10 protein-coding genes are annotated in these 13972 nt (G+C 45.7%); all 10 read left to right on the top strand.

Annotation, left to right across the window (positions count from 1 at the left end):
* The first annotated feature begins 105 nt into the window (after positions 1–105).
* On the top strand, positions 106–1191 hold the full coding sequence (locus tag KUA46_RS03415; RefSeq protein ID WP_006846772.1) for an aldose epimerase family protein: 1086 nt from the start codon (positions 106–108) through the stop codon (positions 1189–1191).
* A 252-nt stretch (positions 1192–1443) separates the two neighbouring features.
* Complete coding sequence (locus tag KUA46_RS03410) at positions 1444–2769, top strand: MFS transporter (RefSeq protein WP_217325862.1); 1326 nt, start codon at positions 1444–1446, stop codon at positions 2767–2769.
* A gap of 97 nt (positions 2770–2866) precedes the next feature.
* Complete coding sequence (galK, locus tag KUA46_RS03405; protein ID WP_153113786.1) at positions 2867–4027, top strand: galactokinase; 1161 nt, start codon at positions 2867–2869, stop codon at positions 4025–4027.
* Positions 4028–4239: 212 nt separating this feature from the next.
* Positions 4240–5427, top strand: a complete 1188-nt coding sequence (locus tag KUA46_RS03400) for an aldose epimerase family protein (RefSeq protein ID WP_119229363.1) — start codon at positions 4240–4242, stop codon at positions 5425–5427.
* Positions 5428–5610: 183 nt separating this feature from the next.
* The gene (locus KUA46_RS03395; protein WP_006846776.1) at positions 5611–7335 is read left to right on the top strand and encodes a sodium:solute symporter; all 1725 of its coding nucleotides are present in this window, start codon (positions 5611–5613) and stop codon (positions 7333–7335) included.
* Between the two features lie 204 nt (positions 7336–7539).
* Positions 7540–8220, top strand: a complete 681-nt coding sequence (locus KUA46_RS03390) for an NUDIX hydrolase (RefSeq protein WP_153093023.1) — start codon at positions 7540–7542, stop codon at positions 8218–8220.
* Positions 8221–8247: 27 nt separating this feature from the next.
* Positions 8248–8946 carry an L-ribulose-5-phosphate 4-epimerase gene (locus tag KUA46_RS03385; RefSeq protein WP_006846778.1) on the top strand — a complete coding sequence of 233 codons (699 nt, stop codon included), beginning with the start codon at positions 8248–8250 and terminating at the stop codon, positions 8944–8946.
* Positions 8947–9012: 66 nt separating this feature from the next.
* A complete protein-coding gene (araA, locus tag KUA46_RS03380) occupies positions 9013–10554 on the top strand; it encodes an L-arabinose isomerase (RefSeq protein WP_117693122.1) in 1542 nt (513 codons plus the stop codon).
* Between the two features lie 88 nt (positions 10555–10642).
* Positions 10643–12235, top strand: a complete 1593-nt coding sequence (locus KUA46_RS03375) for a xylulokinase (RefSeq protein ID WP_217745920.1) — start codon at positions 10643–10645, stop codon at positions 12233–12235.
* 79 nt (positions 12236–12314) lie between these two features.
* Positions 12315–13889 (top strand): alpha-N-arabinofuranosidase, encoded by a 1575-nt coding sequence (locus KUA46_RS03370; RefSeq protein WP_218487569.1) that lies wholly within the window; start codon positions 12315–12317, stop codon positions 13887–13889.
* Positions 13890–13972 lie beyond the last annotated feature (83 nt).

The following is a 13972-nucleotide window of genomic DNA, read 5'->3' as shown; positions in this document are numbered from 1 at the left end:
AAATCAAAAAGTTCATAAAATATTTGTAATACTCATTTTTTTTTAGTTACTTTGCAGTACATTACTTAAACCAAAGTAAGGTAACTAAAAAAAAAGTGAGATATTATGAATACAGAACCAGCAAATAAGTGTGGTTTGAAAAGAGAAGATTTTCAGACCACAGTGAATGGCAAGAAGACTGATCTCTTCGTGTTAAGAAACAAGCAAGGCAACGAAGTTGCAGTGACTAACTATGGTGGAGCAGTCGTAGCCATCATGATGCCTGACAAGGATGGCAACTATGCCAACCTCATCCAAGGCCATGACAACATACAGGACGTCATCAACTCACCAGAGCCATTCTTGAGTGTGCTCATCGGTCGTTATGGCAACCGTATTAAAGAAGGCAAGTTCATACTTCACGGCAAGGAGTATCATTTGGCATGCAACGATGGTCCCAACCACCTGCATGGTGGACCTACAGGTTTCCACACCAAAGTTTGGGATGCAACCCGCATGAGTGATAGCGCTGTCGTGTTGAAATACACGAGCCCTTATGGTGAAGAAGGCTTCACTGGTGAGTTGACAGTTTGGGTAGCTTACACATTGACCGACGACAATGAGTTCGTTATCAAGTATCAGGCTACAACCAACAAGACAACCATCTGCAACCTGACACATCACGCTTTCTTCTCAATCCAGGGTATTGCTAATCCTACCCCAACAGTTGACAATATCATCTGTGAGGTAAACGCAAACTACTATCTCCCTATTGATAAGTATTCTATCCCTACAGGTGAAATTTTGAAGGTTGAGGGCACACCATTCGATTTCCGTACACCAAAGCCAATTGGTCAGGACATCAATGCAGACAACGAGCAGATCAAGAATGGTCAGGGCTATGACCACAACTATGTATTGAACAAGACAGAAGAAGGCGAGTTGAGTTTCGCTGCCCGTATAAAAGACCCTGTAAGCTGCCGTACCATGGAGGTTTATACCACAGAACCAGGTTTGCAGATGTACACAGGTAATTTCCTTGCAGGTATCTCAGGACAGTTTGGTGCAACATTCCCACGTCGCAGTGCAGTCTGCTTCGAGGCACAGAAGTTCCCAGACACTCCAAATCACACCTATTTCCCAAGTTGCAGATTAAATCCGGGTGAAACATACACCCAGAAGACAATCTATAAGTTTGGAATTGACAAATAAATCAGAATAAATCATGGAGCAGGTACTCTAAACAGCACTTGCTCCATTTTCGCGCTTGAATGACAAAACTCATCCAGCGCGACAACAATCTTAAAGAGAAGTCTTAACGTCTTTAAAGAAGAAACAACCTCTTAGAAGAAAAGAGTAGCAACCTCTTTACCATAAAAGAGAATCAATAACCTCTTCAAAAAGAGTATAAACAAGCTTTTCGCAAATAATAATAACAAATAACAATATCAACTATCAAAAAAAATGGAAAACCAAAGTAAAAATGGCAATATCATCGCCATTATCACGATGATGTTCCTCTACGCCATGATTTCGTTCGTAACGAATTTGGCTGCTCCTATCGGAGTTATTTGGAAAAATGTATTCGCTGACAGCGGAAGTGCTAACATGATTGGTATGTTGGGTAACGCCATGAACTTCTTGGCTTACCTCTTCATGGGTATCCCTGCAGGTAAGTTGCTCACCAAGATCGGTTACAAGAAGACAGCCCTCACCGGTATCGCTACCGGATTCGTAGGCGTGCTCATCCAGTTCCTTTCCGGTAAGTTCGGTACCGACATCTCAGGCTTCGCCGTTTACCTCTTCGGTGCGTTCATCTCAGGTTTCGCAGTATGTATTTTGAATACCGTTGTAAACCCAATGTTGAACCTTATCGGTGGTGGTGGCAACCGCGGTAACCAGCTGAATCTCATCGGTGGTACACTGAACAGCTTATCTGGTACTTTAACCCCAATGCTCGTTGGTGCCCTTATCGGTACAGTTACTGCTAATACCAAAATGGTAGATGTGAACCTCGTGCTTTACATTGCCCTTGCCGTATTCGCAGCAGCATTCGTTATCTTGAACTTCATCCCTATCCAGGATCCAGAGATGGGTAAGACTACAGACAAGACTGTATTCGAGCATTCACCATGGGCTTTCCGCCACTTCAACCTCGGCGTTATCGCAATCTTCGTTTATGTAGGTGTTGAGGTAGGCATTCCTGGAACATTGAACTTCTACATTTCTGATACAACAGCAAATGGTGGTGGTTTCATCAATGGTACAGCCTTGGCAAATGCAGCAGCTATCGGTGGTTTCGTTGCAGGTACATATTGGCTCCTGATGCTGGTTGGTCGTCTTTGCTCCAGTTTTATTGCCGACAAGGTATCTAGCCGCATGATGATGATGATTGCCAATGGTGCAGGTATGATTTTTATCGTCCTCGCCGTACTTCTCGGCAAGTCAACAACAGTAGAAATGCCTGTATTTACAGGTACATCATTCCAGATGGTAACAGTGCCTATCGCTGCCATGTTCCTGGTACTCTGCGGTCTCTGCACTTCTATCATGTGGTCTTCTATCTTCAACCTTGCTACTGAGGGTCTTGGCAAGTATACAGCCCAGGCTTCAGGTATCTTCATGATGATGGTAGTAGGTGGCGGATTGATGCCATTGGTACAGAACTTCATCGCAGACAACGCTGGCTATATGGCTAGTTACATTGTGCCTCTCATCTGTATGGCATACATGTTCTTCTATGCTATAGCTGGTTGCAAGAACATCAACAAGGATATTCCTGTTGATTAATAACACGAAATAAATTAGCCCTAAGGCACATATATAGTCTTGGGGCTAAATCATATAAACAAATCTTTAGTAACAACACAACAAAACTTAACTAATTATGGATATTGAAAAAGTAAGAAGCCGCTTCATCAAGCATTTCGATGGTAAAACAGGTAACATCTACATGTCACCAGGTCGTATTAACCTGATTGGTGAGCATACCGATTATAATGGTGGATTTGTTTTCCCAGGTGCAGTAGATAAGGGTATTATGGCAGAAATCCGTCCTAACGGAACAGATACCGTCATGCTCTACTCTATCGACTTGAAGGATCGTGTAGAATTCAAGGTTAATGATTCTGAAGGTCCTCGCGCTTCATGGGCACGTTACATCTATGGTGTTTGCCAGGAGATGAAGGCTTTGGGCGTTGACGTAAAGGGTTTCAATGCAGCTTTCTATGGTGATGTGCCTCTTGGTGCTGGTATGTCTTCATCTGCTGCTCTTGAAAGCTGTTTTGCTTTTGCTTTGAACGACCTTTTCGGTGACAACAAGGTTTCTAAATGGGATCTCGTTCTCGCTGGTCAGGCTACTGAGCACAAGTATGTAGGTGTTAACTGCGGTATCATGGACCAGTTTGCTTCTGTTTTCGGTAAGGAAGGTAAGTTGATGCGCCTCGATTGCAACAGCCGCGAATTTGAATACTTCCCATTCGAGCCTAAGGGCTATAAACTCTGCCTGGTAAACTCTAAGGTAAAGCACGAGTTGGCAGGTTCTCCATACAACGACCGCCGCAACTCTTGCGAAAATGTTGTTAAGCACATTGCAGCAAAGCACCCAGAAGCTAAGTTCGAAACTCTCCGTGATTGCACATGGGAACAGTTGGAAGAGGTTCGCGCTGAGGTAGGCGAAGAGGATTACAGCCGCGCTCACTTCGTATTGGGCGAGAAGGACCGCGTATTGGCTGTCTGCGATGCTCTTGAGAAGGGCGACTACGAGACAGTAGGTCAGAAGATGTACGAGACTCACCACGGCTTGAGCAAGGAATATGAGGTAAGCTGCGAGGAACTCGACTTCTTAAACGATGTTGCTAAGGAGAACGGTGTTACTGGTAGCCGTATCATGGGCGGTGGCTTCGGTGGCTGCACCATCAACCTGGTAAAGGACGATATCTACGACAAGTTCGTTGAGGACGTTACAGCTAAGTTCACAGCCAAATATGGTCATGCTCCAGAGATTTACCCTGTAATCATCTCTGAGGGTTCTCACAAGGTTTGCTAATATATACATTATATTATAATATAAGGAACTGCAGTTAGTATTTGCTAACTGCAGTTTTTTTTGTCCCAAATAAGACAAAAACAGACGTTTTCATACAAATAGTGTTAAAAAGACACTTTAGAAGAAAAAAAGTTAGGGAAAACGCTTGCAGATTCGAAATAAAATTGTAATTTTACACCCAAAATGAATAGACAATAAAAAACAGCCTAAAAATGAGTACATTTAAGACCCTATTTATGGGAGTTGGTTTTGCGGCTATCGCTACCCTCTCAGCTTGTTCATCAAGCAGCAATGCAAGTCTCACACAATCTGGTTTGAATCCTGCAGATTTCGATTCAACAGTATTGGGCAAGAAGACTGAGTTAGTAACTCTCAAGAATGCAAACGGCATGGAAGTTTGCCTCACCAATTATGGTGGACGCGTCGTTTCCATTTCCGTTCCAAACAAGGACGGAAAGCCAACAGATGTGGTTCTTGGTTACGATAATATCCATCAGTATGCTGACACCCTTAACTCTCCTTCAGATTATGGTTCTTCTGTAGGACGTTATGCCAACCGTATCAAGGATGCTAAACTTTCACTTGCTGGTTCAACATACCAGTTGAAGGCAAATGATAATGGCAACTGCCTGCATGGTGGTGGTGCTACAGGATGGTTGAATCAGGTTTACGACATTACAGAGAAGAACGACTCATCCGTTACCTTCACTATCAATGCGAAAGATGGCGAGAATGGTTTCCCTGGCAACGTAACAGCAACAGCTAAATATACAGTCAAGAGTGACAACACACTCGACATCGAGTTTGGCGCTACAACAGACAAAGAGACCGTTGTCAATATGACCAACCACAGTTACTTCAACTTGAATGGCGATCCATCTAAGGAAGGTTTCGATCAGGTAATGTACATCAATGCAGATAAGTTCACTCCTGCAGATTCACTTTACATCCCAACTGGTGAAATCAAGAGTGTTGAAGGAACCCCTATGGATTTCCGTAAACCTGCAGAAATCGGCAAGAAGGTTGATTATAACTTTGATCAGATTAAGAATGCCACAGGTTACGACCACAACTGGTGCTTGAACACATATAAGAATGGTAAGGGCGATGACAAAACAGTTTGCGCAAGCCTCTACTCACCAAAGAGCGGTATCCTTCTTGAAGTATTTACCAACGAGCCAGGCATTCAGGTTTACACCGGTAACTTCCAAGGCACAGGTATTGCCTGCAAGCATGGCATCAAGTATCCTAAACACGTAAGCGTTTGCTTCGAGAGCCAGAAATATCCTGATTCTCCAACCAAGATTACTCAGGGTGTAAAGGATTGGACAGATGCCACATTGAAGCCAGGAGAGAAATACTATTCTCACCTCGCTTACAAATTCAGCGTTAAAAAGTAAGCGTAAGTTAGTTTAAAAGTTAGCTGTTCCGGCGGATAAAGTCCGCCGGAACAGCTAACATCCAACAAGAAGTTTTCGCAATGACAAAAAACGAAATGTGCTGGATAAGAAACTAACATAATAAGCATCCAATAAAAGAAAAGAATAAACAAATAATAATAAACAAACAATCTTATAGTAATTATGAATTGGAATTCAACAGAATTCGTATGGCTTGATTGGGCTATACTCGCCATTGGTGTTATCGGCGTAATTTGGGCTGTCTGGCACGCAATCATGAAAGACAGAAAGGCTCAGAAAGGTGAAGACTCTTCTGCCTACCTCTTCGGTAAGGGTGAGCCATGGTATGTAATCGGTATGGCTATTTTTGCTGCCAACATTGGTTCTGAGCACCTCGTTGGTTTGGCTGGTACAGGTGCCAAGAGTGGTGTCGGTATGGCACACTGGGAGATGCAGGGCTGGATGATCCTCATCTTGGGTTGGCTGTTCGTACCTTTCTACCAGTTGCTCATCAACAAGATGGGTAAAATCATCACCATGCCAGACTTCCTGAAGTTCCGCTATACCCAGCGCACAGGTTCATGGCTCTCTATCATCACCCTCGTAGCTTACATCCTTACTAAGGTGAGTGTTACAGCCCTTACAGGTGGTATCTTCTTTGAATATCTTTGGGGCTTGAACTTCTGGGTTGGTGCCATCGGCTTGATTATCCTCACTACCATCTTCACCGTATTCGGTGGTATGAAGGGTGTGATGACATTGTCAACCATCCAGACTCCTATCCTCGTCATCGGTTCTTTCCTCGTACTCTTCCTCGGCCTCTCTACCCTCGGCGGTGGCAGCATCTCTGCCGGTTGGGCCGACATGATGGATTACTGCGGCAAGCTGAACAATGGTTATGGTACAACTCACATGTTCCACTGGGAGGCAGGTGACTCTATGTATCAGGATTATCCTGGTTTCGTAGTATTCATCGGTGCAACCATCATCGGTTTCTGGTACTGGTGTACTGACCAGCACATCGTTCAGCGTGTACTCGGTCAGGTTCCTGGCGAGAGCAACGTAGAGGTTATGAAGCGTGCCCGCCGCGGTACTATCGCAGCCGGTTTCTTCAAGGTACTCCCTTGCTTCATGTTCCTGATTCCAGGTATGATTGCAGCAGCCTTGGCTCAGAAGGGTGCCATCCAGATGAACGAGACTGATGCAGCCTTCGCCATCATGGTAAAGACCGTTCTTCCTGCAGGTATCAAGGGTATTGTAACCATCGGTTTCATCTGCGCACTCGTTGCTTCATTGGCAGCATTCTTCAATAGCTGTGCTACCCTCTTCACCGAGGACTTCTACAAGCCATTGAAGAAGGGCATGTCTGAGGCTCACTACGTACTCGTTGGCCGTATCGCTACCGTTGTAGTTGTAGTTCTCGGTTTCGCATGGTTGCCAATCATGATGAAGATGGATACTTTGTACAACTATCTCCAGGGTATCCAGTCACTCCTGGCTCCAGCCATGGTAGCCGTATTTGCAATGGGTATCTTCTTTAAGAAGATTACTCCAAAGGCAGGTGAATACACCATGATTACCGGTTTCCTCATCGGTATGCTCCGCCTCGTTACCAACGTCATTACTGACACAGGTAAGGCAACAATGGATGGTGCATTCTGGGATTACACCGCATGGTTCTGGCAGACCAACTGGCTCGTATTCGAGTGCTGGTTGCTCGTATTCCTCATCATCTTCATGGTAGTAGTAAGCTGCTTCACTCCAGCTCCAAGCAAGGAGCAGGTAGAGGCAATCACCTTCACATCAGACTTCAAGAAGTCTATCCGTGAGAGTTGGAGTGCCTTCGATATTATCGGTACCCTTGTAGTAATCGGCCTCTGCGCAGCATTCTACGCATACTTCTGGTAAAATATTATTCACGTCAGGAGTAAGAAGTGAGGAGTCTGGAATTTTCTCAAAGATCAGACAAAACTGTTTCCGTTGAAAAAATCCGCGATCCTTTCTTCTCCTTCTTACTCCTTGATTTTCCTCTCGAAGCTGCGCTATGAAGAGCAAGCAAAAGAACACAACAATACATACATTGAATCATTACATCAAAACAGCAGAAAGGCCATGACCCAGTTTTATAATGAATACTCCAAAGTATTTGTATCCGTCGATTGTATTATTTTCGGTTTCGACGGTAGTAACCTCCAGGTACTGATAGGCAAACGCAAGATGGACCCGGGAAGAGGCGAATGGTCACTCTATGGTGGTTTCGTTGGTTCAACAGAAAATCTCGAAGATGCTGCCAACAGAGTCATCTTGGAACTTACTGGAATGAAAAACCTCTATATAAGACAAGTAGGAGCTTTCGGCCGCATCGACCGAGACCCAGGTGAGCGAGTTATCTCTATCGCCTATTGTACTCTCATCAATGTGAAAGACTATGATGACAGCCTCCGTGTAGAACACGGATTGGAATGGGTTAGTCTGAACGAACTTCCAGAACTTTACTCAGACCACAAACTCATGATCCGCAACGCTATCGCACAGATACGCCGCCGCATCAATCATGAACCATTAAGCTTCAAACTCCTCCCAGACCTCTTTACGCTGACACAGCTTCAGCACGTATTCGAGGCAGTAATAGGCGAAGAGATTGATAAGCGCAACTTCCGCAAACGCGTGAAGGATATCGACTTCATCGAGAAAACAGAACTCATCGATAAAGTCAACTCGAAACGAGGCGCCGCCCTCTACCGCTTCAACAAGAAAGCATACGAGGAAGACCCATCGTTCAACTTGAAATAGAATAAACAACTTAAAACAAAAGATATTATGTTAGAAGAATTAAAAGAAAAAGTGTTCAAGGCAAACCTTGATCTCGTTAAGCACAACCTCGTGCTCTTTACATGGGGAAATGTAAGTGGTATCGACCGCGAGAAAGGTCTGGTTGTCATCAAACCATCAGGCGTCGATTATGACACCATGAAGGCTAGCGATATGGTAGTGGTAGACTTGGAAACAGGTAAGGTAGTAGAAGGCGATCTGAATCCATCATCAGATACACCAACTCACCTGGTTCTCTACCGCGCATTCCCAGAGTTGGGTGGCGTAGTTCATACTCACTCTACTTATGCTACCGCTTGGGCACAGGCTGGCTTGGACATCCCTAATATTGGTACAACTCATGCTGATTACTTCCACGATTGCATCCCTTGTACTGATGCGATGACAGAGGATATGATGGCAGAATATGAGCACAACACAGGTGTTGTCATCGTTGACCGTTTCAAGAAAGATAACATCAACCCAGTTCATACTCCTGGCGTATTGGTTAAGAACCATGGTCCTTTTACATGGGGTAAGGATGCTGACCAGGCTGTTTATCACGCAGTAGTAGCTGAACAGGTGGCAAAGATGGCTTTCATCTCATTCTCTGTGAATCCAAACACCACCATGAACCCATTGCTCGTAGAGAAGCACTTCAACCGCAAGCACGGCCCTAACGCTTACTACGGACAGAAAAAGCACTAATTAAAGGGTGTTTCAAATAAAGATATTGAATCACATTAACAATAACAATTAATACAACAAACAATCATGATTAAAGCATTTGAAAATTTAGAAGTATGGTTTGTAACTGGTGCACAGCTTCTTTACGGAGGCGAAACAGTTAAGATAGTTGATGGTCACTCTAAGGACATGGTAGATGGTCTGAACAACAGTGGCATCATACCAATCAAGGTAGTTTACAAGGGCACAGCTAACTCTTCTGCAGAGGTAGAGGCTGTCATGAAGGCTGCCAACAACGACGAGAAGTGTGTAGGTATCATCACATGGATGCACACCTTCTCTCCAGCTAAGATGTGGATCAAGGGCTTGCAGGCTCTCGAGAAGCCTCTCCTCCACTTCCACACTCAGTACAATGCAGAACTCCCTTGGGATTCTATCGATATGGATTTCATGAACCTCAACCAGTCAGCACACGGCGACATCGAGTTCGGTCACATCTGCACCCGTATGCGCATCCCTAGAAAGGTAGTTGTAGGTTACTGGAAGAGCGAAGAGGCTCAGAAGCAGATTGCAACATGGGCTCGCGTAGCTGCTGGTGTTGCTGATGCTCACAACGTACGCTGCTTGATGTTCGGTATGAACATGAACAACGTTGCCGTAACAGATGGCGACCGTGTAGAGTTCGAGCAGCGCTTGGGTTACCACGTAGATTACTATCCAGTATCTTCACTCATGGAGTACTACAAGAAGGTAACTGATGCAGAAGCTGATGCTCTCGTTGAGGAGTACAAGAAGGAGTACACCATCAAGATTGATGAGTCTGGCGAGGAAGTATATTGGGAGAAGGTGAAGAACGCAGCTAAGGCTGAGATCGCTCTCCGTCGCGTATTGAAGGATGAGAACGCAGTAGCATTCACAACCAACTTCGATGACCTCGGCGATGCTGACATCGACGATCCAAACTTCTGCGGTTTCGACCAGATTCCTGGTTTGGCTTCACAGCGTCTGATGGCAGAGGGTTATGGTTTCGGTGCTGAGGGTGACTGGAAGACAGCTTGCCTCTACCGCACACTCTGGGTAATGAACCAGGGCTTGGAGAAGGGTTGCTCATTCCTCGAGGACTACACACTCAACTTCGCTGCCGACCGCACATCTAGCCTCCAGAGCCACATGCTCGAGGTTTGCCCATTGATCGCAACAGACAAGCCAAAGCTCGAGGTTCACTTCCTCGGCATCGGTATCCGCAAGCAGCAGACTGCCCGTTTGGTATTCACATCTAAGACAGGTAAGGGTGTTAAGGCAACTGTAGTTGACCTCGGCAACCGTTTCCGTCTCATCGCAAGTGAGGTAGAGTGTATCGAGCCAAAGGCAATGCCTAAGCTACCTGTAGCTTCAGCTCTCTGGGTTCCACAGCCAACCTTCGAGATTGGTGCAGGTGCTTGGATCCTCGCTGGTGGTACTCACCACAGTGCATTCTCTTACGATATCACTGCCGAGTACTGGGAAGACTTCTGCGAGATTCTCGGTATTGAGTTCGTCAACATCGACAAGAACACAACTATCAGCAGCTTCAAGCAGCAGCTCCGCAACAACGAGATTTACTACATGCTCAACAAGGCATTGCGATAATTAAAGTAAAGAGTGAAGAACGAAGGGCTAAAAAGTAATGAAATTCAACACTTTATCCTTTGTTCTTTACATTAAACATTTAAAAGAAATGAGCGCAAAAACTATTATAGAATCAGGTAAGGCCATTCTCGGTATCGAGTTTGGATCTACCCGAATCAAGGCTGTCTTGATCGACACCGACAACAACCCTATCGCACAGGGTAGCTTTGAGTGGGAAAACCAGTTGGTTGATGGTCTCTGGACTTACAGCATCGACACAATCTGGAAAGGTTTGCAGGATTGTTATGCCGACCTCCGCAAGAACGTGAAGGCTGAGTACGACTGCGAAATCAAGCAGTTGGCTGCCATCGGTATTTCTGCGATGATGCACGGCTACATGGCATTCGGTAAGGATGAGAACATTCTCGTTCCTTTCCGCACATGGCGTAACACCAATACAGCCAAGGCTGCAGCTGAACTTTCAGAGCTCTTCCACTTCAACATCCCATTGCGTTGGAGTATCTCTCACGTATATCAGGCTATCCTGAATGGTGAGGACCACATCAACAAGATTGACTTCCTTACCACTCTCGCCGGTTATATCCACTGGCAGCTCACAGGCAAGAAGGTTTTGGGCGTAGGCGATGCATCAGGTATGCTCCCTATCGACTCTAACACCAACAACTACGATGCAGAGATGGTAGCTAAGTTCGATAAGCTCATCGAGCCTAAGAACCTGGGCTGGAAGATTCTCGACATTCTCCCTGAGGTACTGAACGCAGGCGAAGATGCTGGCGTATTGACCGAGGAAGGTGCAAAGAAACTCGACCCATCAGGCACACTCCAGGCTGGTACTCCTCTCTGTCCTCCAGAGGGTGATGCTGGCACAGGTATGGTGGCTACCAACGCTGTCCGTCAGCGCACCGGTAACGTCAGTGCAGGTACTTCTTCTTTCTCTATGATCGTGTTAGAGAAAGCCTTGAGCAAACCTTACGAAGTCATTGATATGGTGACTACTCCAGACGGCAGCCCTGTAGCAATGGTTCACTGCAACAACTGTACTTCCGACCTCAATGCATGGGTAGGTTTGTTCAAGCAATATCAGGAGTTGCTCGGTGTTCCAGTAGATATGAACGAGGTATTCGGCAAACTCTACAACCACGCTCTTGAAGGCGATGCTGATTGCGGTGGATTGATTGCTTACAACTATATCTCTGGTGAGCCTGTAACAGGTCTTGCGGAAGGTCGCCCTATGTTCGTACGTTCTGCCAACGACCACTTCAACCTTGCCAACTTCATGCGTGCCAACCTCTATGCTTCAGTAGCTGTATTGAAGATTGGTAACGATGTATTGTTCAAGGACGAGAAGGTACAGGTAGATCGCATCACAGGTCATGGCGGTTTGTTCAAGACCAAGGGTGTAGGTCAGCGTATCCTCGCTGCTGCCATTAACTCCCCTATCTCTGTCATGGAGACAGCAGGCGAAGGTGGTGCATGGGGTATCGCCCTGCTCGCAGGTTATCTCGTTAACAACGATGAGAAGTTGAGCCTGGCAGATTATCTCGACAAGAAGGTATTTGCAGGCAATACTGGTGTAGAGATTGCACCTACTGCCGAAGATGTAGCCGGTTTTGATAAATATATCGAAACCTACAAGGCTGGTCTTGCTATCGAAAAGGCAGCAGTTGAGAACAAAAAGTAAATAAACGATAAATACGTTTGTGGGGATTCTACCTCCACAAACGTATTATACTTAAAATCGACAACAATTAATAAGAACAATGATGAAGAAACTTTTCGCTACCACATTGCTTTCAACAGCAGTTGCATTCTCAGCTCAAGCTCAGGATGTAACAGGAACAATCCATGCCAACCAGGGAACACAGAAAATCAATAAAGAGATTTACGGCCAGTTTGCCGAGCATCTCGGAAGTTGTATCTATGGTGGTCTTTGGGTAGGTCCTGATTCTAAGATTCCTAACACTCAGGGTTACCGCAACGACGTGCTCCAAGCCCTCAAGGACCTGAAAGTGCCTGTATTAAGATGGCCTGGAGGATGCTTCGCTGACGAGTATCACTGGATGGATGGTATCGGTCCACGTGAGAAGCGACCAAAGATGCAGAACAACAACTGGGGTGGAACCATAGAGGACAACTCTTTCGGTACACACGAGTTTCTGAATCTCTGCGAGATGCTGGGTTGCGAGCCTTACATCAGCGGCAACGTGGGTTCCGGCACTGTCGAGGAATTGGCAAAGTGGGTGGAATATATGACCAGCGATGGAGATACTCCTATGGCAAAACTCCGCCGACAGAACGGCCGCGACAAGGCTTGGAAGGTAAAATACCTCGGTGTTGGTAACGAAAGTTGGGGCTGCGGTGGCAACATGCGTCCTGAGTATTATTCAGATCTCTTCCGCCGCTACTCTGTTTATTGCCGCAACTATGACGGGAACCAGCTCTATAAGATTGCATCTGGAGCGAGCGATTACGATTATAACTGGACTAAGGTATTGATGGACCGTATTGGCAACCGTGCCAACGCCATCTCTCTACATTATTATACAGTAACAGGCTGGACAGGCAGCAAGGGTTCTGCCACCAAGTTCAACAATGAGGATTACTACTGGACCATGGGCAAGGCGCTCGGCATAGAAGATGTCATCAAGAAGCACGAGGCTATCATGGACAAGGCTGATCCAAAGAAGCAGGTAGCCCTCCTCGTTGACGAATGGGGAACCTGGTGGGATGAGGAGCCTGGCACTATCAAGGGCCACCTCTATCAGCAGAACTGTATGCGCGATGCCTTCGTTGCTGCCCTCTCACTGAATGTATTCCACCGCCATACAGAGCGTGTGAAGATGACCAATATCGCACAGATTGTCAACGTACTCCAGTCAATGATCCTGACAGATACAAAGGGAACAGGTCACATGGTTCTGACTCCAACCTATCATGTATTCAACATGTACAAGGACTTCCAGGAGGCAACCTATCTCCCAATGGATGTAAAGTGCGACTCTATGGATGTTCGCGGCGATGATCACGCAAGAGATGGAAGAAAGATTCCATTGGTATCTACTTCAGCAGCCAAGAAGGCAGATGGAACCATTGTGGTTGCTCTTGCCAATGTCAGTCTTGACAAGGCTCAGCAGATAGAGTTCAATCTGGATGGTGCAGCTGCTCCAAAAACTGTAACAGGACAGATTCTTTCCTGCAACAAGGTGAGCGATTACAACGACTTCGCACACCCGGATGTAGTGAAGCCTGCAGTTTTTAAGGATGCAAAAGTAAAGAAAAACACCCTTAAGGTAAAAATTCCTTCAAAATCTATCGTAGTTTTGAAAATAAAATAGTATCTTTGAAGGCGAAAAAGGAAGTATCCTTCTTTTGAGTAGCCTTCAGAGCTAGAAAAACAAGAATATTTCAGCAGAAATAA

The sequence above is a fragment of the Segatella copri genome (assembly GCF_019249765.2).
Lineage (GTDB): Bacteria > Bacteroidota > Bacteroidia > Bacteroidales > Bacteroidaceae > Prevotella > Prevotella copri_K.
This window is presented reverse-complemented; position numbering and strand designations above follow the sequence as displayed.

Excerpts from the sequence above, each read along its gene's own strand:
- KUA46_RS03415 (WP_006846772.1), top strand. The coding sequence starts at position 106 with ATGAATACAGAACCAGCAAATAAGTGTGGTTTGAAAAGAGAAGATTTT.
- KUA46_RS03410 (WP_217325862.1), top strand. The coding sequence starts at position 1,444 with ATGGAAAACCAAAGTAAAAATGGCAATATCATCGCCATTATCACGATG.
- galK (WP_153113786.1), top strand. The coding sequence starts at position 2,867 with ATGGATATTGAAAAAGTAAGAAGCCGCTTCATCAAGCATTTCGATGGT.
- KUA46_RS03400 (WP_119229363.1), top strand. The coding sequence starts at position 4,240 with ATGAGTACATTTAAGACCCTATTTATGGGAGTTGGTTTTGCGGCTATC.
- KUA46_RS03395 (WP_006846776.1), top strand. The coding sequence starts at position 5,611 with ATGAATTGGAATTCAACAGAATTCGTATGGCTTGATTGGGCTATACTC.
- KUA46_RS03390 (WP_153093023.1), top strand. The coding sequence starts at position 7,540 with ATGACCCAGTTTTATAATGAATACTCCAAAGTATTTGTATCCGTCGAT.
- KUA46_RS03385 (WP_006846778.1), top strand. The coding sequence starts at position 8,248 with ATGTTAGAAGAATTAAAAGAAAAAGTGTTCAAGGCAAACCTTGATCTC.
- araA (WP_117693122.1), top strand. The coding sequence starts at position 9,013 with ATGATTAAAGCATTTGAAAATTTAGAAGTATGGTTTGTAACTGGTGCA.
- KUA46_RS03375 (WP_217745920.1), top strand. The coding sequence starts at position 10,643 with ATGAGCGCAAAAACTATTATAGAATCAGGTAAGGCCATTCTCGGTATC.
- KUA46_RS03370 (WP_218487569.1), top strand. The coding sequence starts at position 12,315 with ATGATGAAGAAACTTTTCGCTACCACATTGCTTTCAACAGCAGTTGCA.